Origin of the sequence: Flavobacterium johnsoniae (assembly GCF_030388325.1) — a bacterium.
Classification (GTDB): domain Bacteria; phylum Bacteroidota; class Bacteroidia; order Flavobacteriales; family Flavobacteriaceae; genus Flavobacterium; species Flavobacterium johnsoniae_C.
Map to the genome: position 1 here is coordinate 2,415,702 of NZ_CP103794.1, position 18,950 is coordinate 2,434,651.

An 18,950-nucleotide genomic window follows, 5' to 3' on the forward strand; every position below is an offset into this window, starting at 1 on the left:
AAAGTTCTTACCATTGCTCCAATGTGTCGCAGTGGTATTCTTTTTTCTCTTTTCTGGTTGGTTGCTGAGTGCTGTTTCCCTTATTCTTTTCTTGCAGCATTTGTCCAATCAATTCATTTCTTTCCTTTGTAATCGCCGTCTGTTTTTCTGCGTCTTTTTCGATGTCAAAATAAACTACACCTTCAATAATCGTTTTTTCAGCTTTAGCATAAATAGATAACGGATTTTCGCTCCATAAAACAACATCTGCATCTTTACCTACTTTTAAACTTCCTACTTTATCGTCAATGTGTAATAATTTGGCAGGATTCAGCGTAACAAATTTCCAAGCATCTTCTTCAGAGATATTTCCATATTTTACAGCTTTTGCAGCTTCTTGATTCAAACGTCTAGACATTTCTGCATCGTCAGAATTGTAAGCTACAACAAGTCCTTCATTATGCATAATTGGTCCGTTGAACGGAATAGCGTCATTTACCTCAAATTTGTAAGCCCACCAATCTGAGAAAGTAGAAGCGCCTACGCCATGTTGTTTCATTTTATCTGCAACTTTGTATCCTTCCAAAATATGCGTAAAAGTATTTACTCTAAAATTGAATTTTTCAGCAACATTCATTAGCATTAAAATTTCAGATTCTATATAAGAGTGACAAGTAATAAAACGTTCTTTATTTAAAATTTCGGCCAAAGTCTGTAATTCTAAATCTACTCTTGGCGCTTTTCCTTTTTTGTTTCCTGAATTGAATTTTTTCCAATTTTCATCATATTCTTTTGCTAATTGAAAATAATCGGTAAAGACTTGTTCAACACCCATTCTAGTTTGCGGAAAACGAGTCGGATTGTCAATTCCCCAATTGGCTTGTTTTACGTTTTCACCCAGAGCAAACTTGATAAATTTAGGCTGATTTTTATATAACATTTCTTCTGGAGAAGAACCCCATTTCCATTTTACAATAGCAGAACGACCTCCAATCGGATTTGCAGATCCATGCAATAATTGAGAAATTGTAACACCTCCAGCTAAATCTCTATAAATATTAATGTCTTCAGAATTTACAACATCCTGAATCGTAACTTCGGCAGTTGAGTTATGACCGCTTTCATTCACACCTTTAGAAATTGCAATATGCGAATGTTCGTCAATAATACCGCTTGTAATATGTTTTCCTTTTGAATCAATAACAGTTGCGCCTGCATCAGAAAGATTTTTGCCGATAGCAGCGATTTTTCCATTTTTTATTAAAACATCACTTTCTGTTAAAATGCCTTCTTTTTCGTTTGTCCAAACGGTTGCATTTTTAAATAATAATGTCTGAGCAGATTGTTTTTTTGTATCTCCAAAAGCCACGTTCGGATAGGTTACTGGCATTATCGGATTTGGTTTTTCAGCTTTAGCGGTATCTTTTACAGCAACAAACGGACTCGTTTTTACCGCATTCCAAACCAATTCTTCTCCGTTTGATAAAGTTGCTTTTCCGGATAAATTCTGCTGATTTTCAATAAATCCCGTTAAACGCGTAAAATTAGATTTAATCGTGTCTGCAGGTTTGATTACTAATGTGATCCAGTTTTTAGCAATTGAGAAAGTGCTTTTTATTTTTTTAGAATCTGCAGTTGTAATCTCAGATTTTTGAGCTTCAGCAGTTCCGTCGATTTTCCATTTATAAATATCCTTACCAACTGTTAAGTCGTAATTGCCACGAATATCTTTCGCCTTAATGTCATTTAGAATAAATTTAGAACCTTGAACCCAGTTTTCGTATAAAACCGTTTTTTCGTCAAAGATTTCTCCAGAAGTAATAATAAAGTTAGCAAAGCTTCCCGTTTTTAAACTTCCTACTTCGTTGCTTTTTCCTAAAAGCGCAGCAGGAACAGTAGTTAAAGCTTCTAAAGCCTTTGTTTTATCAAAACCATATTTAATAGCTTTTAATAAATTAGGCTTAAAATCTTCTATTTTTTTTAATTTATCAGTCGTAAGAGCAAATACAACTCCGTTATCTGAAAGTACTTTTAAATTAGTTGGCGCCTGATTCCAGAAACGCATATCAGTCAATTCAATTTGATTAGAAAGATATGGGTTTGAAACATCATAAGCTTCAGGAAAATTAATCGGAATAATGAATTTTGCATTAGTATTTTTAATTTCTTCAATTCTTTCAAATTCATTTCCGCTTCCTTTTAAGATATAATTCAGTCCAAATTCTTTTGCAATTTTTGAAGCTCTTAAACTGTTTAATTTGTCTTCTGTGGCAAAAACCTGAATCAATTTTTCGTTGGCGGCAAGTGCTTCCAATGATAAATCTTTAGTTTCAGAATTTCCTTTTTTGTACCAATCCAAATCTAAATACATTTGACGCAATAACGCCATCATACCCATTAAAGAACTTGGATATGCCTGACTTGTTAACGCACTTTTAGTAAACGCAAAATGATTGGTAATTTTATTTGCAATAATCTGTTTGCTTTTGTCTTCATTGTTTAATGCAACCAAAACGCCGCTTCCTTGAGCAACTCCGTCAACAACGTGAGTTCCTACAACTCCAAAACCTGCTTTCAGTAATTCATCTGCTTTTGGTTGATCATATTTAAAAGATTCATAACCATTTACTTCTGGTCTAATGCTTTCGTTCCAATAATAGCCAGATTTTTTAGTGTCATAAATTTGATTTCGGTTTCTTCCTGGAGAAAGATTGTTTTTTGGAATTTCAATTCCAAAATTGGTATAAATATCTATAAATGACGGATAAATAGTTTTTCCTGTAAGATCAACACTGATACTGTTTTTAGGAATCGTAACATTGGTTCCAACAGCGATTACTTTTCCATCTTGAATAAGTAAAGTTCCTTTTTCGATTTTTTGGGTTGGAGTAACATAAATAGTGGCATTTGTAAAAACAGTGTAATTTTTACTTTTATTATGTACACTTTCGTTAACGGGGAAATAGTCTTGAGCATGCATTTTTGTTAAAAAAAGGCTCAAAAAGAGTAGTAGTAGGGCTTTTTTCATATGGTATTTACAATTTTGTTGCTAAAAATATGAAATATATGTTAGAACAGTTTTATTTTTTTTGAAAATAGTTTTTAGCTTATTTTAGATATTTATTAATAAGCTGAATTTGAATAAATGAAAAAAGAGAACAATATAAAATGGGGAATTATTGGTTTGGGAAATATTGCAAGCCAATTTGCAGCAGATTTATCTTTACTAAAAGATGCAGAACTTACAGCCGTCGCTTCTAGAGATATTAATAAAGGAAAAGAATTTGGCGAAAAATTTAATGCTCAAAAAGTTTACGATTGCTACGATTTGATTTTCAAAGATCCAGAAGTTGAGATAATCTACATTGCAACGCCTCATAATTCTCATGCCGAACTGTCTATAAAAGCTTTAGAAAATGGTAAACATGTTTTATGCGAAAAACCAATGGCTTTGTCCTATAAAGATGCTCAAAGAATGATCGAAGCTTCTAAAAAGCACAATAAATTTTTTATGGAAGCTTTTTGGACACGATTTATTCCGTCGGTTCAAAATGTTTTGCAGAAAATAAACAATAATGTAATTGGTCAAATAAATTACATAAAAGCCGATTTTGCCTTTCACGGAAGTGAAACCGAAAACAAAAGATTATTTGATAAAGAATTAGGCGGCGGCGCTCTCTTTGATATTGGCGTTTATCCTTTATTTCTATCTTATATTTTATTAGGAAATCCGAAAGAAATTATAGCAAAAGCCATAAAACATAAAAATGATATTGATTTACAAACTTCTATGATTTTGCAATACGAAGCGGCTCAATCGATTCTGCATGCTTCAATAGTTTCAGAATCTGATATGAAAGCGATTATTTCGGGAACAAAAGGAAGAATTGAATTAAACGCGCCTTGGTTTGTTGCCGATGTATATTCTTTATTTATAAATGAAGAAAAAGAAGCAACTTTTACTTTACCAACTTTAGGAAAAGGATATGCTCATGAAATTATGGAATGTCAGAATTGCATTAGAAATAATCAAATTGAAAGCAAACTTTGGTCACATCAAAATTGTTTGGATTTGAGTTTGATTGTGGAAGAGATTAAAAATCAAATTAAATTACCATTTTAATTTATTTGTAATAAAATATTTACAATTAATTATTTTTCATTAGTTTTAAAAAAGATTTAATGAAAGTAATTTATGTTAGTAAAAGTTTACGGAAGTGCTGTTTTTGGAGTAGAAGCGACAACAATTACGGTAGAGGTTCATATGGATAAAGGAATTGGTTATCATTTAGTTGGATTGCCAGATAATGCTATAAAAGAAAGCAGTTACCGAATTGCAGCAGCATTAAAAAATAACGGATTTAGTCTTCCTGGAAAGAAAATTACAATCAATATGGCGCCCGCCGATCTTAGAAAAGAAGGTTCTTCGTATGATTTGACTTTGGCTATGGGAATTCTAGTCGGTTCAGATCAAATAAAAGCTCCCGAAATTGAACGTTATATTATTATGGGAGAACTTTCTCTCGACGGAAGTTTACAGCCCATTCGCGGAGCTTTGCCAATTGCAATAAAAGCTAAAGAAGAAGGTTATAAAGGTTTTTTTCTTCCGATTCAAAATGTAAAAGAAGCGGCGATTGTTTCAGATTTAGATGTTTACGGGGTTGAAAATCTAAAAGAAATTATTGATTTTTTCTCAGGAAAAGGAACTTTGCAACCAACCGTAATCGATACAAGAGCAGAATTCTACAAAACGCTCGATTTTCCAGAATTTGATTTTTCGGATGTTCGCGGGCAAGAAAGTATCAAACGTTGTATGGAAATCGCGGCTGCTGGAGGTCATAACATTATTTTGATTGGGCCGCCCGGAGCTGGAAAAACAATGTTGGCGAAACGAGTTCCGAGTATTTTGCCGCCAATGACCTTGCGTGAAGCTTTGGAAACCACTAAAATTCACAGCGTTGCAGGAAAACTAAAAGAAGTTGGTTTGATGAATCAAAGACCTTTTAGGAGTCCGCACCACACTATTTCAAATGTGGCATTGGTCGGAGGCGGAAGTTATCCGCAGCCTGGAGAAATCTCAATGGCGCATAATGGTGTTTTATTTTTGGATGAATTGCCAGAATTTAAAAGAGATGTTTTAGAAGTTATGCGTCAGCCGTTGGAAGATCGTGAAGTAACAATTTCACGTGCTAAATTTACGATTACTTATCCATCTTCATTTATGCTTGTGGCGAGTATGAACCCTAGTCCGAGTGGATTTTTTAATGATCCAAGTATGCCAAATACAACTTCTCCGCACGAAATGCAACGTTATATGAGTAAGATTTCAGGTCCGTTATTAGATCGAATTGATATTCATATTGAAGTTACGCCAGTTCCTTTCGAAAAATTAGCAGACGAAAGAAAGGCAGAAAGTAGTGTAGAAATCCGTAAACGTGTTACAGCAGCGAGAGAAATTCAAACCAAAAGATTTGAAACGGTCGAAAATGTTCATTACAACGCCCAAATGAGCAGTAAACTAATTCGTGAATTTTGTGTTTTGGATGAACCTTCAAAAGAATTATTAAAAAACGCAATGGAAAGATTGAATCTTTCAGCGCGCGCGTATGACAGAATTTTGAAAGTTTCCAGAACTATTGCCGATTTAGATAATGCTCCAAATATTATTTCGTCGCATATTGCAGAAGCAATTCAATATAGAAGTTTAGATAGAGAAGGCTGGTTGGGATAGAATAATAATTGTGAAATGTAAAATGAAGATTTTCGTTTTACATTTCACAATTTATTTTTTTTACAAAAAATTATTTCCACTTCCAGTTGTTTTCAATGTTGTATTTTACATTTAAACTATTAGCAAGTTGCCTGAGAAATAGTATAATGTCATCATTATTCTGGATTTTATTTTTTGGTAAGATAAGTGAATTACCAATATTGAATTTTATAAAAATTGAGGAGCTTATTTCATTTATTTCTTCAATTTCACTTGTAGCTATTTTCATTTCGCTTCCGCTAATGTCGTTTGATGAAATAAAATCGTAAGCGAATTCAATAACAACAACTTTGTTAAATCGATTTTGATAATTTTCTTTTATAAAGCCTTTGTAATGTTTTATGTAATGTCTTTTTTCCCACAAAGGGTAAAGGAAAAACCATAATATACCCATTGCTAAAAATACAATTGCACTGTTTGTATTTCCTTTATAAAGATCAAATGCTATAATAAGACCATAAATTATCGGTATTATAATTTTACTTTTTAATCTTTTCTTTTTAATTCGCTCTGATTTTGAAGCTGTATAAAGTTGATATTGTAGAAAATCATTTTCGTCAAGTTGATAAGTGATAAGCATTATTATTTTGAGATTGGTTTATTTGCTTTATTTTTTGTCTATCGGATAAAAGAATTTAAAAGAATTGGCAACCGCAGGATGTAATATTGTTCCGTGGTTTTCTTCGGGAAAATAATCGAAATAGAGTTTAATGTTTTTGCTTTTTGAAAGTTTTATTTTTTCTGCCAATAAATTTGCATCAACTTCCATTACACGCGGAATGGCGGTTGGAGTTAAACCTTCTTTACCCACAGCAATATAAATTTCAATTTTCTGATTAAAGTTCTCTTTCAATATTTCAGAATCTGAATTTAATAAAGAGCCATTATCCCACCATAAACTCGGACTAACGATAACGTATTTATTAAAAAGAGAAGGTTTTTTAAATAAGATTTCTGTTTCCAATAATCCGCCAAGAGATTGACCAATAATCATTTTTGATTCGTTGGTTTTATATTTTTTATCAATAAAAGGTTGTAATTCTTTTTCTATAAAAGCTATAAATTGATCAGAATGACCTGTGGTTGGAAAACGAGTTTTATCATTTTCTACCGTTGTAGGAAATGTAAAATCTCTACGTCTGTCGACAGTTGCAATACCTACAACAATCGATTTTGGAACTTGATTGATCCATTCAAAACTATTAAATTGAACTAATCCAGAAATATGAATAAAATCTTCATCGGCAGAACCATCTAACAAATAAATAACCGGGTATTTTGTAGCTTCTTCTCCTTTATATCCTTCTGGAAGATAAATATTTAAGATTCTTTTTTCTCCTAATTCTTTTGATTGAATTTCGTCAATAACACCTAAAACAAAAGGTTTAGAAGTTTCAACAATTTTAGTTTTGTTTTTTTGGCTGAATATTGAAGTAAAAAATAAAAGAGAAAAAGCCAGAGCGTAAAAATTGTTCATTAGAAAATGATGTAAAATGTTTTTGTAAAATTAATTTTAATTAAGAAATTTCACGATTTTATTTTAAGATATAGGTACTGTAAATCATCTTTTGAAGCTGAATATTTAAAGTACTTTTCTTTATAAAGTATAGAATTAAAATAAATTTCTTGTATATCTTTTTTGTCTTTTAGACTCGAAACGGCCATAAACTGAGCAAGAAGTACGTTGTATAAATTGCTAAAATTTACTTCACTGTAAGATTCTTTTTTTTCATAACCATACCATTTAAAATCTTTAAAATCAAGATCCGTGTAATAGTAATATTTCTTGCCATTAAAAGTGGGAAGTTTTTCAGAAAAAGATAAAATTTTATCGTAGTTTTTCAGCATTAAAAGCACTTTAAAGCGCGGTCCGACAAGAGAATTAATGATATTAAAATAAAATATGCATTTCTCGGTTTCGTTTTTAAAACCCAATGCCTCGATATCAATATTTTTCATGCTTAAATCTGCATTATTAAATAAAGTAGCAATTCCCCCATGAATTCTGTAGTAGTAATTGTCTAAAAGCCATCGTTCATCTATTTTCTGTGATAATATTTCTTTTACAACTTCAATATTTGGTCTAGGTTTTCGTTTTTCACTTACTTGATTATAATGAATTTCACGAATTACATACCACATTGTCAATTCGTCATTGCTTGGTCTTGACAAATATTTGTTAGATAATATTGTTTCATCGCCTTTTCCAACTTCAATCAATGTTTGGCAAATTTGATTTAGTTTTGGAGTTTTTAATGAATCTATTGACTTTGCAAATTGTTCCCCTGAAGCATTTGTGTTTTTAGAATAAAGTTCGCTAATCGCGATAAGATTTTTCAAATCTTTATCATTGAGTTTTACTTGTGCAGACGAAACAAAAAACAAAAATGTAAAAAGTATGAAAATTAATTTTTTCATTGTTTCAAATTTTGGACTTCTTTCACTTCCTGTTCCGGTTTATGATAGCTATTTCTGTTTGTAGTAACAATTAGAACGCCTGCTTCTCCATAATTTCCATAAATATTAATGCCTTTTTGTTTTTCAAGAGCAGTAATTTTTTTGATTTCCATTTTAGAAAGAACCAATTTCTCATTTTCTAAATCCTGATAACGATGCGGAATTCCGTCTACCACAACTATTGGTTTTTCAGTAATTTTTCCAGCTTTAGCTAGTGTTTCTATAGAATCTGAAAGATAAAGTTTGTCTTTGCCTTCATCTGAAAGTTCATATCTGTTTTGAGAAAAAACCGTAATCGAAAGGAATAAGAAAAGCAAGGTAAAGAATTTCATATATGTTTGCGTTTAATGGTTAGAAAAGTAAATTTTTGTAAATCGAAAATACAAAAAAAATCCTGCAAATTTTGCAGGACTTAGTGTTTCGAATTATTTAATTTTTTATTTCGAATTTTCAGCAAAAACAGCGTCTAACCCTTCCATTGCAATTGTGAAACCTTCTTTAAAGCCCATTTCGATTATTTTTTCTAGATCAGAAAATTTTTCATGTCTAATTGCAATATCGACGTAAGTAGTATCGCCATTTTCTGAAAAATTAACATCCCAACTTGAACGCGGAAAATCATTATTTATATTTCCTTCATTGTCTGAAAAAGCATCAGAATATTTGAAATTCGTTTTCGGACTAATCGACGTAAAATCGGCAATTGCCCAATGTTCTTCGCCTTCAGGGCCAACCATTGCGTACAATCTGCGGCCGCCTTCTTTAAATTCCATACTTTTTGTTCTTGATTTCCAAGGAGCAGGCGCCCACCATTTGTCTAGAATTTCTGCTTCTGTCCAAGCAGACCAAACGTTTGCAAGTGAAGCGTTGAATTCGCGTTTTACATTTACGGTACTATTTTCTTTATCTACAGTAAAATTCATTAAAAGATTTGATTTCATTTTCTTTAGATTTTAATTCGTTACTAATTAATTTGCTTGAAATGCTATTATTTTCGAGCTTCGAAGATTTTGTCCAAACTATCCATAGCAGATGTAAATCCTTGTTTGAAACCCATTTCAATTATTTTTTGCAATTCTTCAAAACTGTCACGTTTGATATGAATATCGACAACGGTTAACTCGCCTTGTTCAGAAAAGGTAATATCCCAATAAGAGCTTCCAAATTCAGAATTCGGATTTCCGTCAGCATCACAAAAAGTGGCAGAATGTTTAAAATTTGTTTTCGGAGAAATCGAAGTATAATCAAAAAAACTCCAGCGTTCTGTGCCGTCAGGACCAACCATGGCGTACAGTCTTTTTCCACCTTCTTTAAATTCCATACTTTTGGTTCTGGATTTAAACGGAGCTGGCGCCCACCACAAATCCAGAATTTCTGGCTCAGTCCATGCAGACCAAACATCTGACAAAGGTGCATCAAATTCGCGTTTTACATTTACGGCTTTATTTTCCTTGTCTACAGAAAAATTCATTAGCAAATCAGTTTTCATTTTCTTTAGATTTTAAGTTTAATAATACTTGATCTAACTGACTAAAACGCTGTTCCCAAATTGCTTTAAATTGTTCCAGCCATTGATCAACTTCTTTCATTTTATCAATTTTGAGCTGATAATAAATTTCTCTGCCCAATTTTTTTTCTTCTAATAAATCACATTCGTTTAATATTTTAATGTGTTTAGAAACGGCTTGTCTAGTAGTTTGAAATTGTTCCGCAATCGCATTTGGAGTCAATGCAGTCGAAGAAATCAAAACCAAAATCGCTCTTCTCGTCGGATCGGCAATTGCCTGAAAAATATCTCGTTTCATCTTTTTATAAATTACGCAACTAATCAGTTGCAAATATACGCAACTTTTTGGTTGCGCAACACGAAAAGAAGTTTTTTTTATTTAGAAAGACCGAAAACAAAAAAAGACGCATTAAAATTGCGCCTTTTTCCAGAATTATATGTTACATAATTATCGTCTAAATTTATTTCTCACGATGATATCTTTTAGTTTAGCTTTCAGATCTTCGCCCGTGTCATAAACCATTTGTTCATTGTTTGGAAAAGCTACGGCGCGTTTAGAAAAATAGCTTTGATAATTATCATCGCAAGCATTTCGGTCTCCTTTATATTTTGAATAAACATTTTCAAAAATAAATTCACTGCTAATTGGAAAAGTTTGTATTAATTGATTGCTTTTTAAATCAACATAATCAACTTTAGCCGTAACCAAGCAAGATTTAAATTGTCTAAATTCATAAACCGTAGCGCGGATAATTTTATAATTATCAACTTTAATTTCTTTTCCCAAACTATCTTTTACAGGTTTTCCGCGACTGTCCAAAATCGTTTTTACGCCATCTTTAACCACTTTTTCTTTTAGAAATTCTTTCTCTTTAATCTGTTCTGGGGAAATTGCAATTTCTCTAAAATTAAGAATCAAACTGTAATCGTACGTTACATTTTTTTGTCTTGTGCTATGGTAAACCGTCCATTTGTCATTTAAACCATAAGTTTTGAAATCCAATAAATCATTTTGAAGCATTTTCGGAATCACCATCTCTGTTTCGTTTTTGGCGTAAACATCAACAAAATCAGTTCCTTTAAAAAGCGCATCATCCATCAGTTTTTTGGCATTTTTGTAATCAGGATTAATGCTTTCTAAATAAGCAAAATCATCGTAAGCTTTTCTGAAATCTAATTTATTATTCGATTTTAAAAGTGCCGAAGCGTTTTCATATAAATATTTTGAAAGCGCATTTTTACTATTTACAATTTCAGTCGAATAATTATCAAATGAGAAATTAGCATTTCTGCCTAGCTTCAATAACTTCAATGGCAAAATCGGGCCAATTTTTTCCTGACGGTTATTTAGCTGTAAATAAGTATTGTAAATTCGTTCCGCATTGGCAGGATTTCCTTCTTTGTTTAACATTTCAAGATTACGTAAATCTCTATCTTTCGCTTTTGCAAAAGCCTCTTCAAGCAAATACACATAATCTTGTTTTCCTTTAGCATCTTTATTTGTTCTTAAAGCTTCGACAGCTCGATCAATTGCGCCGTCGTAATTTCCGTCACTTATAAGCGCTTGAGTTGTCTTAACGCCACAAGAAGATAGAGCCAAAAAAAGTATAGAAATTAGTAAAGTAGTTTTTTGCATAGTAATTCTTTTAAAGGTGTAAATATATTTCTTTTAATATTCAACAACTATGCCTTTTTTAAGATTTTTTTGAGGAGCAGATTTATAGGTTTTCATAAGAAGCCTTGATCCCGCTTTCGCCTTTATCTCTCCATTGCATTACGAGGATATCGGCTCTATCGGGGCTAGATTAGAACGTTTGGTTTTTATAAGAAATGAAGAAAAAACTAATTAGTTAATAATTTTTTTATCAATACGATTTGACCTAAATGGTAATAACTATGTTCAATCATTGCTTCAATGTTTCTTCTGTATGAACCATATTTTACATCTACGAAATTTTCTTCGAGTTTTTCATCAGTTATTTGTTCAATTAGAGAAGCAAATTCTTCAGCATCATTCCAGAATTTAATTAGAAAATTTTCCCACTCTTGCTGAGAATTTATTGGAGGAAAATCAAAACTGAATTTATCTTTTATATCCAGCGTTCCACCTTTGAAGACATTGTTTATTCCATCAATATAGTAATGAATATGTTGTGCCAGAAGCGCGATGGTATTTAAATTTTGAATAGGAGTAACGGCTATTTTCCAGTCCAGATTTTGCAACTGATCTTTGTAATTAGTATTGGCAATCCATGTTCCGTTTAGGATAACTTCTCTAAAACGACTCGCAATTTCTATTGTATTTTTCATATTACATTAAATTATTTTAGCATAACAAATCCATAAAAAGCATGTGTGAAATTAAACGTATTTCAACCACCAATGCTGGTTTTCAGCTTTATATTTTCCAAACCATTGGCAAGGTTTATAAAGAATTGCCACAACAAAAATCCAAATTATATAGATTATCCAAATCGATAAACCGCTTTCAGCACCTTTTGGTCTTCCAAAAGTTCCAGACGCAAATTCGAATTGCGAAAAAGTGAAACCTTGCGCAAAAAGCATTAAAAGAGTTAGAATATGAATGACATAAAAGTGAACTACAAAATAAAACAAAGGTACTTTTCCGTAAACTAAAGCTACTTTTTTGATTCCGTTTGAGAATCTTTCTGCGAAAGCTAGAAGCAAAAACATAATTCCCAAAGTAACCAGACAAAATAGGAGAGAAGGCGGATATTTGGTTATATTCATAAAAGATAAAAAGGTAAAAACGGCATCTTTTTGTGTTGTCCATAAAACTGGATCTCCATAAATATTTATAAAACGAATTATGACAAATAAAGCTAAAGCGCTTAAACCAATTTTTATGAATAGATTTTTTCTTTTTTCTTCTGCCAATGCAAAGAATTTACCAGTTGCAAAACCCACTAGCATTATGCCAAGCCACGGAATTGGCGGATAACCCATAATAAATGCTCTTCCAGAAAACGGAATTACGATTGGACTGAAAAACGGCGCCAAAATGTTTTTTAGAACTGAATTTTCTTCAAAAGGAATAATTGGTAAAATGTTGTGAAAAAAGAGTATGAAAAGTCCAATAAATCCTAAAATCTGAGAACGGATTTTAAGCAGTAAACTTAAAACAATAAACCCAAAACCAATTGCCGCAATCACTTCAAACAAAACGGAATGAAAACCAATATCGAAGAACAATCCAAAATTGACAATGGTAAATTCAAGAATAAGCAACCAAATTCCTCTTTTAAGTAAAAATTTTCTCGTTTCGGCTAAATCATTTTTGTTTTGAAGCGAAAGATAAACCGAAGTTCCTGCAAGAAAAACAAAAGTCGGCGCACATAAATGCGTAACAAAACGCGTAAAAAACAACAATGGCGAAGTAGTAGCCAAATCGGTCGGACTTTGTATAATCGAATCGACATGCATTAAATCCCGAACATGGTCAAGAGCCATAATAATCATTACAATTCCGCGGACAATGTCGATTGATGGTTGTCGTTTCATGGGTTTGATTTTTAAATACTTAAGAGTAAATCTAAGAAAATATTTTTTAAGTATTTAAGCAATAATAGTAATAGTAAATGAATTGCCTCTAGTTTTAGCTGGAGGTATATTTGATAAAAGTAAAAAGGCTTTAGCCAAAAAATGATTTGGCTAAAGCCCTATGAGAAAGACTTTATTATTAAGCTCTAGCTAAAGCTGGAGGCAATTGAAAAATATTTAGTTAGATTTTCTAATCTTCACTTGATACACAATTTCCCAAAAAATAATGGAGATAATAGCATTCGTAAAAATGGCAGTTTTAACCTGATACGGATCGTAATTAACAAACAAATGTAAGTTTGTAAACTGCAAAGCCAAAAACATAGAAAGAGCAGCAATTGCAACAGCACAAAGTACATTAAGCAAAGGCTTCCACTTTAAAGCAAAAAAAGCATAGATAAGATTTAAAACTCCGAAACCAACTCCCAAAACAACAAACGGATCTCCTTTTATTTTTTCATTCAATGAAAGTAAAAAGTGCGTTGAAGTAAGATATAAAAAGAATAAGATGGAATATAAAAGGATTCGTATTTGTGGTTTCATTTTGTATTATTTTTTATCGAGCAAAATTAAGCAATTAAAATGAAGCTCTGATTAGGATTTTATTGCAAAAGCGTTTCGACTTTATTTTCGGATTTTTCTTTTAGCGGACTATCAGCTTTCAAACTCCAAATAATTAGAAATTTTCCTTTTGCAATATATTCTTCTGGATGTTCATCGGTTGGTTGACCATCTTTTCCCCAAAGCAAACCTTGAAGAAAACGATCGCCTTTAAAAACGTGATCAAACTCAAAATACATAATTGAACCTTTGTCTCCTTTGTTTTTAAAGCTCTGAATGGCTTTGCTTTTTACAGTTCCCACAATGTTACTGTAGGTTTGAATATCGTTGTAAAAGGTACAAGCTTGTGACGAAATGCAAATATTGCCATCGCTTGCTATGTAACCTTTCGGAATTTCTTTTGGCTTTAGTTTTAAATCTGTGAGGGTTTGGCTGAATGAATTGGTTGTTAGTAGGAAGAATAAAATTAATAGAGGGATTGTAGGTTTCATGATTTTGGGGTCTGATTTGGTAATACTAAAATATGGATTTTTATTTTATACAAAAACATTTTTCACTAGCGTGAGCATCTCGCTCTTGCTCGTCAAGTTTTGTTTTTTACTCAGATTGTGTTCACGAGCGGGACGCTCGCGCTAGCGGGGGACAAAACTGGGTGGTTACTTTGCGTGAGCTTCGATTTCGCTCAGCCTGACAAAACGTTGTCAAATAATCTAACATCTAAACTCAAAAATTTACAATAAAAAAATCCCGTCTCAATTAAGAAATGGGATTAGGGTGATATTCCTTTTTTATTGTAGTTTATTTAGATATAAAAGAATTGGCTTGCTAAAGTTTTAACTTGCTGTTATTGTGATGAATATAGTCATGTTGTTAGATTTAAGAATTAATCAATAAAGAAAAAATACAAGATCTTTTTTTTGTTTAATTGCTTCAGCAAAAATGAATTTGAAATCTTCCTTTTCAATATTTAAGTCTTCTTCACTAATTCCCTTTCTTTCTTTTAGCGATAGAAATAAATCTCTTTCAGTTTCTAAATTGTTAACTTCTATGCTGTAAATTTCTGGAAAATCATCTGAGAAGGGAATCGAAATAAAAGCCTTGTATGAAGATTTAGGAATTTCCCAGTAATAGGGTGTTGAATATTCATCACCTGGCGGAGCTATTATTTTTCCATAATATTTGCAAAGCTGTTCGTAGATATATCCATACATAAATGCTATTTCTGGAAACCTGACCTCACCATTTATTATGTCAGTTAATATCTCTTTAGAATTTTTATTTGCTGTAAGTTCATAATCAAAATCTTCATTTAATGAATTTAATTCTTCAGAAAGTTCTTTTATAAGTGTAGCTAATAATTTTTCATTTTTACTTCCGTAAATTTTTTTTATTTCTGAGCTATCTGTTAAATAGCTAGTTATGTAATATCCCATTTTAGTTTGCATTTTAAATTAGTCTTGCAAATATATAAAAATTTTCTTACTTTTTAGATTTCAGTAATAAGTTCCATAATTACATTAAAATTTTAATTTAAAAATCTGCAATAAAAAAATCCCGCCTCAATTAAGAAACGGGATTAGGGTGATATTCCTTTTTTTTCTATTGTTAAACCGCAGCAGCAACTTCTTCTGGCAACGGAATTTGATTTTTAAGTAAATCTTCAAAAGTTTCGGCTTGACGAATTAAGATTCCTTTTCCGTTCATCCAAAGAACTTCAGCTGGTTTGTATCTTGAATTGTAGTTTGAAGACATTGAGAAACAATATGCTCCTGCATTTCTGAACTCTAAAATGTCACCTTCTGTAATTTCTGCGATTCTACGGTTGTTGGCGAAAGTATCAGTCTCGCAAATGTATCCTACAACAGAGTAAAAACGTTCTTTTCCTTTTGGATTAGAAATGTTTTCAATATGGTGTGAAGATCCGTAAAACATCGGACGAATTAAGTGGTTGAAACCACTGTCGATTCCTGCGAAAACTGTTGAAGTTGTTTGTTTTACTACGTTTACTTTTACTAAGAAATGACCTGCTTCGCTTACCAAGAATTTTCCTGGTTCGAAAATCAGCGTTAAATCTCTTCCATATTCTGTACAGAATGCATTGAATCTTTTAGATAATTTTTTACCTAATTCTTCGATGTCTGTTTCGATATCGTCTTTTTTGTAAGGCACTTTGAATCCGCTTCCGAAATCTAAGAATTGTAAATCTTTGAAATGTTTAGCTGTATCAAACAGGATTTCAGCAGCGTACAAGAACACTTCGATATCTAAAATATCAGATCCTGTGTGCATGTGAATTCCAACAATGCTCATTTTTGTGTTTTCAACAATTCGCAAGATATGCGGTATCTGGTGAACAGAAATTCCGAATTTACTATCGATGTGTCCAACAGAAATGTTTGCGTTTCCGCCCGCCATTACGTGTGGATTGATACGAATACATACTGGAATATGTGGATGTTTTGTTCCGAATTGCTCCAGAATAGATAAATTGTCGATATTGATTTGTACACCCATTGCAGCAACTTCTTCGATTTCTTCTAGAGAAACGCCGTTTGGTGTAAAGAAAATTCTTTCGGGTTCATAGCCAGCGTGAAGTCCTAACTGAACTTCCTGAATTGATACAGTATCTAAACCAGACCCCATGTTCTTTAATAACTGAAGAATCGCAACGTTTGACAATGCCTTCATGGCGTAATTAACTCTTAAGTTTTCTACCTTAGAGAAAGCTTTAGTTAATCTATTGTACTGAGATTGGATTTTTTCGGCATCGTAAACATACAATGGACTTCCAAATTGGTCTGCTAACTGCAGTAAATCTTTTGCTTGCATTTTATAAATCATTTTGGGCAAAGTTATTACACTTTTGATTACCAGCAAATAAATTGTAGAAAAATAACAAATTGTAACAAATTGTTTGTTTTTAAACAAAAAGTTGCTTGTTTTGAATTTTTATAACGTGGTAGGAGGTTCAAAGGGGCAGAGTTGCAAAGTTACAAAGATTTTTTGCCACGAATTTCACAAATTACACTAATTTATAAATGCTGCTGAGAATTTTTTGCCACAGATTATATGGATTAAATGGATTTTTTGGCTGATTTTTAAAAGAAGCCAACTGTTTGAATTTAGCCCCGATTGAGGTGGTATCCTCGCAGTGGAACGGAGAGATATAGCCGAAAGCGGGAACTATGTTTATTAAAATGCCAATTGTGATGCTTCGAAATGAGAAATTTTTTTTACCACAAATTACACAAATTACCGCAAATTTTTAATTTTGGATTTTTCTCAAAATGTATAAAACATAGCCCGTGGTTTCAACCACGGGAAACGTTACGGTAATCATTTATTGCGTTCCCATGGTTGAAACCACGGGCTATGTTTGAAATTGAAATCGGTCAGAAAATAAAAATTTGTGGAAATTTGTGAAATTGCTTCGCCAGTTCGCGATCGCTCGGGTAGTGGCAAACAAAAAGAAAAAATCCATTTAATCCATATAATCTGTGGCTAAAAAAAACAAAACCCCTGAATATCAATTCAAGGGTTTGTTAGTAGTTATGTTGTTTATCGGAATAAAGATTAAATAAAATGCAAGGAAAAAAACTTAGAACCTTAGCATCTCAGTATCTCAGAAGCTTAAATTATAAGCTCGGTAAATCTCCTTTTCCTTTAGTAGGCAAGTTTGTAGAGCCCATTAAGAACAAATCTACTTCCCTTGCTGCTTCGCGACCTTCTGAAATAGCCCACACGATTAATGATTGTCCACGACGCATATCTCCAGCTGTGAAGATATGAGGAACGTTTGTTTGATAGTTATGCGCTTTGTAGTTGCTTCTCATATCAGTTTCGATTCCTAATTGCTCGCTTAATGTTTTCTCAGGACCTGTAAATCCAAGAGCCAATAAAGCTAAATCGCAAGGCCAGATTTTTTCAGAACCTTCTTTTTCGATTAATTCTGGACGCTGACCTGGAGTCATTTTCCATTGTACTTCAACAGTTTTTAATCCTGTTAATTCGCCTTTATCGTTAGAAATGAATTCTTTAGTGTTGATCAACCAGTTTCTGTCGCAACCTTCTTCGTGAGAAGATGATGTTTTTAACTGCAACGGCCAGAAAGGCCAAGGAGTTGACTCGCTTCTTCCAACTGGAGGTTTTGGTAAAATCTCAAAGTTAGTTACCGATTTTGCTCCGTGTCTGTTAGAAGTTCCAATACAGTCAGAACCCGTATCTCCACCACCAATAACGATTACATCTTTACCAGTTGCTTTAACCTGATCTGGAATTGATTCTCCAAATAAAACTTTAGTCTGCTGTGTCAAGAAATCCATTGCCTGAACAACGCCTTTGCTTTCGATTCCTTTAGTTGGCAAGCTTCTTCTTTCAGTTGCTCCTCCGCATAAAACGATAGAATCGAATGCGTTTAATTCTTCTACGCTGAAGTTAACTCCAACATTTACGTTAGTTTTGAAAGTGATTCCTTCTGCTTCAAGAACAACTACACGTCTGTCGATAATTCCTTTTTCTAATTTGAAATTTGGAATTCCGTAACGTAATAAACCTCCAATGGCATTGTCTCTTTCAAAAACAGTAACGGTGTGACCAGCTCTGTTTAATTGCTGAGCGGCCGCTAATCCTGCAGGTCCAGAACCAATAACGGCAACTGTTTTACCAGTTCTTGTTTTTGGTGGCTGCGGTTTGATCCATCCTTCAGCGAAACCTCTTTCGATGATGCTTTTCTCGATGTTTTCGATAGAAACCGGATCTTTGATGATTCCTAAGACACATGATTTCTCACATGGAGCAGGGCATAAGCGTCCTGTAAATTCAGGGAAGTTATTAGTAGATTGTAAAATCTCTAATGCACTTTGCCATTCTTCTTGATGCACCATGTCGTTGAAGTCAGGAATTAAATTTCCTAACGGACAACCACTGTGGCAAAAAGGAATTCCACAGTCCATACATCTTGATCCTTGTTCTTTTAATTTATCTTTTGGTACCGGAATAGTAAATTCGTTGTAGTTCGAAACACGTTCTGCTACTGCTAAATTACTTTCATCGGCTCTGTTATATTCTTTAAATCCGCCTATTTTACCCATGACATTTTAATTAAATGTAAATGAT

Annotated in this window: 18 protein-coding genes; 2 read left to right on the forward strand and 16 right to left on the reverse strand. The window is 32.7% G+C overall.

Annotated elements, in window-relative coordinates:
* Positions 1-7: 7 nt before the first annotated feature.
* A complete protein-coding gene (locus NYQ10_RS10440; protein WP_289880616.1) occupies positions 8-3,007 on the reverse strand; it encodes an amidohydrolase family protein in 3,000 nt (999 codons plus the stop codon).
* Positions 3,008-3,124: 117 nt separating this feature from the next.
* Between NYQ10_RS10440 and NYQ10_RS10445 the strand changes: the two genes are divergently transcribed.
* Positions 3,125-4,102, forward strand: a complete 978-nt coding sequence (locus NYQ10_RS10445) for a Gfo/Idh/MocA family protein (RefSeq protein ID WP_289880617.1) — start codon at positions 3,125-3,127, stop codon at positions 4,100-4,102.
* Between the two features lie 72 nt (positions 4,103-4,174).
* A complete protein-coding gene (locus NYQ10_RS10450) occupies positions 4,175-5,710 on the forward strand; it encodes a YifB family Mg chelatase-like AAA ATPase (protein ID WP_289880618.1) in 1,536 nt (511 codons plus the stop codon).
* Between the two features lie 70 nt (positions 5,711-5,780).
* Here the strand turns inward: NYQ10_RS10450 and NYQ10_RS10455 are convergent, their stop codons facing one another.
* The 15 genes from NYQ10_RS10455 to NYQ10_RS10525 all read right to left on the reverse strand — a co-directional run bounded on the left by NYQ10_RS10455 (position 5,781) and on the right by NYQ10_RS10525 (position 18,925).
* The gene (locus tag NYQ10_RS10455) at positions 5,781-6,329 is read right to left on the reverse strand and encodes a hypothetical protein (protein ID WP_289880620.1); all 549 of its coding nucleotides are present in this window, start codon (positions 6,327-6,329) and stop codon (positions 5,781-5,783) included.
* Positions 6,330-6,356: 27 nt separating this feature from the next.
* Entirely contained in the window at positions 6,357-7,226 is an 870-nt protein-coding gene (locus NYQ10_RS10460; RefSeq protein WP_289880621.1) for an alpha/beta hydrolase, read from the reverse strand.
* Positions 7,227-7,276: 50 nt separating this feature from the next.
* Positions 7,277-8,167, reverse strand: a complete 891-nt coding sequence (locus NYQ10_RS10465) for a hypothetical protein (RefSeq protein ID WP_289880624.1) — start codon at positions 8,165-8,167, stop codon at positions 7,277-7,279.
* Entirely contained in the window at positions 8,164-8,538 is a 375-nt protein-coding gene (locus tag NYQ10_RS10470; protein WP_289880625.1) for a hypothetical protein, read from the reverse strand. The genes NYQ10_RS10465 and NYQ10_RS10470 overlap by 4 nt, the downstream gene beginning before the upstream one ends.
* A 105-nt stretch (positions 8,539-8,643) precedes the next feature.
* The gene (locus NYQ10_RS10475) at positions 8,644-9,147 is read right to left on the reverse strand and encodes an SRPBCC family protein (protein ID WP_289880626.1); all 504 of its coding nucleotides are present in this window, start codon (positions 9,145-9,147) and stop codon (positions 8,644-8,646) included.
* Positions 9,148-9,194: 47 nt separating this feature from the next.
* Entirely contained in the window at positions 9,195-9,695 is a 501-nt protein-coding gene (locus tag NYQ10_RS10480; RefSeq protein ID WP_289880628.1) for an SRPBCC family protein, read from the reverse strand.
* Entirely contained in the window at positions 9,685-10,011 is a 327-nt protein-coding gene (locus NYQ10_RS10485) for an ArsR/SmtB family transcription factor (RefSeq protein WP_177210505.1), read from the reverse strand. Before NYQ10_RS10485 ends, NYQ10_RS10480 begins: the two co-directional genes overlap by 11 nt.
* Before the next feature lie 150 nt (positions 10,012-10,161).
* The gene (locus NYQ10_RS10490) at positions 10,162-11,349 is read right to left on the reverse strand and encodes a hypothetical protein (protein ID WP_289880631.1); all 1,188 of its coding nucleotides are present in this window, start codon (positions 11,347-11,349) and stop codon (positions 10,162-10,164) included.
* A gap of 206 nt (positions 11,350-11,555) precedes the next feature.
* Entirely contained in the window at positions 11,556-12,023 is a 468-nt protein-coding gene (locus tag NYQ10_RS10495) for a DUF1572 domain-containing protein (protein ID WP_289880633.1), read from the reverse strand.
* 51 nt (positions 12,024-12,074) lie between these two features.
* Positions 12,075-13,235 (reverse strand): DUF1624 domain-containing protein, encoded by a 1,161-nt coding sequence (locus NYQ10_RS10500; RefSeq protein ID WP_289880635.1) that lies wholly within the window; start codon positions 13,233-13,235, stop codon positions 12,075-12,077.
* Positions 13,236-13,451: 216 nt separating this feature from the next.
* Positions 13,452-13,817, reverse strand: a complete 366-nt coding sequence (locus NYQ10_RS10505; RefSeq protein ID WP_289880638.1) for a hypothetical protein — start codon at positions 13,815-13,817, stop codon at positions 13,452-13,454.
* A 59-nt stretch (positions 13,818-13,876) separates the two neighbouring features.
* A complete protein-coding gene (locus NYQ10_RS10510; RefSeq protein ID WP_289880639.1) occupies positions 13,877-14,326 on the reverse strand; it encodes a hypothetical protein in 450 nt (149 codons plus the stop codon).
* Between the two features lie 396 nt (positions 14,327-14,722).
* Complete coding sequence (locus NYQ10_RS10515) at positions 14,723-15,268, reverse strand: DUF7691 family protein (protein WP_289880641.1); 546 nt, start codon at positions 15,266-15,268, stop codon at positions 14,723-14,725.
* 172 nt (positions 15,269-15,440) lie between these two features.
* On the reverse strand, positions 15,441-16,664 hold the full coding sequence (lysA, locus tag NYQ10_RS10520) for a diaminopimelate decarboxylase (protein WP_289880644.1): 1,224 nt from the start codon (positions 16,662-16,664) through the stop codon (positions 15,441-15,443).
* 806 nt (positions 16,665-17,470) lie between these two features.
* On the reverse strand, positions 17,471-18,925 hold the full coding sequence (locus NYQ10_RS10525; protein WP_142449780.1) for a glutamate synthase subunit beta: 1,455 nt from the start codon (positions 18,923-18,925) through the stop codon (positions 17,471-17,473).
* Between the last annotated feature and the right edge of the window lie 25 nt (positions 18,926-18,950).

Excerpts from the sequence above, each read along its gene's own strand:
- NYQ10_RS10510 (WP_289880639.1), bottom strand. The coding sequence starts at position 14,326 with ATGAAACCTACAATCCCTCTATTAATTTTATTCTTCCTACTAACAACC.
- NYQ10_RS10505 (WP_289880638.1), bottom strand. The coding sequence starts at position 13,817 with ATGAAACCACAAATACGAATCCTTTTATATTCCATCTTATTCTTTTTA.
- NYQ10_RS10525 (WP_142449780.1), bottom strand. The coding sequence starts at position 18,925 with ATGGGTAAAATAGGCGGATTTAAAGAATATAACAGAGCCGATGAAAGT.
- NYQ10_RS10495 (WP_289880633.1), bottom strand. The coding sequence starts at position 12,023 with ATGAAAAATACAATAGAAATTGCGAGTCGTTTTAGAGAAGTTATCCTA.
- NYQ10_RS10475 (WP_289880626.1), bottom strand. The coding sequence starts at position 9,147 with ATGAAATCAAATCTTTTAATGAATTTTACTGTAGATAAAGAAAATAGT.
- NYQ10_RS10445 (WP_289880617.1), top strand. The coding sequence starts at position 3,125 with ATGAAAAAAGAGAACAATATAAAATGGGGAATTATTGGTTTGGGAAAT.
- NYQ10_RS10450 (WP_289880618.1), top strand. The coding sequence starts at position 4,175 with ATGTTAGTAAAAGTTTACGGAAGTGCTGTTTTTGGAGTAGAAGCGACA.
- NYQ10_RS10515 (WP_289880641.1), bottom strand. The coding sequence starts at position 15,268 with ATGGGATATTACATAACTAGCTATTTAACAGATAGCTCAGAAATAAAA.
- NYQ10_RS10485 (WP_177210505.1), bottom strand. The coding sequence starts at position 10,011 with ATGAAACGAGATATTTTTCAGGCAATTGCCGATCCGACGAGAAGAGCG.
- NYQ10_RS10500 (WP_289880635.1), bottom strand. The coding sequence starts at position 13,235 with ATGAAACGACAACCATCAATCGACATTGTCCGCGGAATTGTAATGATT.
- NYQ10_RS10470 (WP_289880625.1), bottom strand. The coding sequence starts at position 8,538 with ATGAAATTCTTTACCTTGCTTTTCTTATTCCTTTCGATTACGGTTTTT.
- NYQ10_RS10490 (WP_289880631.1), bottom strand. The coding sequence starts at position 11,349 with ATGCAAAAAACTACTTTACTAATTTCTATACTTTTTTTGGCTCTATCT.
- lysA (WP_289880644.1), bottom strand. The coding sequence starts at position 16,664 with ATGCAAGCAAAAGATTTACTGCAGTTAGCAGACCAATTTGGAAGTCCA.
- NYQ10_RS10465 (WP_289880624.1), bottom strand. The coding sequence starts at position 8,167 with ATGAAAAAATTAATTTTCATACTTTTTACATTTTTGTTTTTTGTTTCG.
- NYQ10_RS10460 (WP_289880621.1), bottom strand. The coding sequence starts at position 7,226 with ATGAACAATTTTTACGCTCTGGCTTTTTCTCTTTTATTTTTTACTTCA.
- NYQ10_RS10440 (WP_289880616.1), bottom strand. The coding sequence starts at position 3,007 with ATGAAAAAAGCCCTACTACTACTCTTTTTGAGCCTTTTTTTAACAAAA.
- NYQ10_RS10455 (WP_289880620.1), bottom strand. The coding sequence starts at position 6,329 with ATGCTTATCACTTATCAACTTGACGAAAATGATTTTCTACAATATCAA.
- NYQ10_RS10480 (WP_289880628.1), bottom strand. The coding sequence starts at position 9,695 with ATGAAAACTGATTTGCTAATGAATTTTTCTGTAGACAAGGAAAATAAA.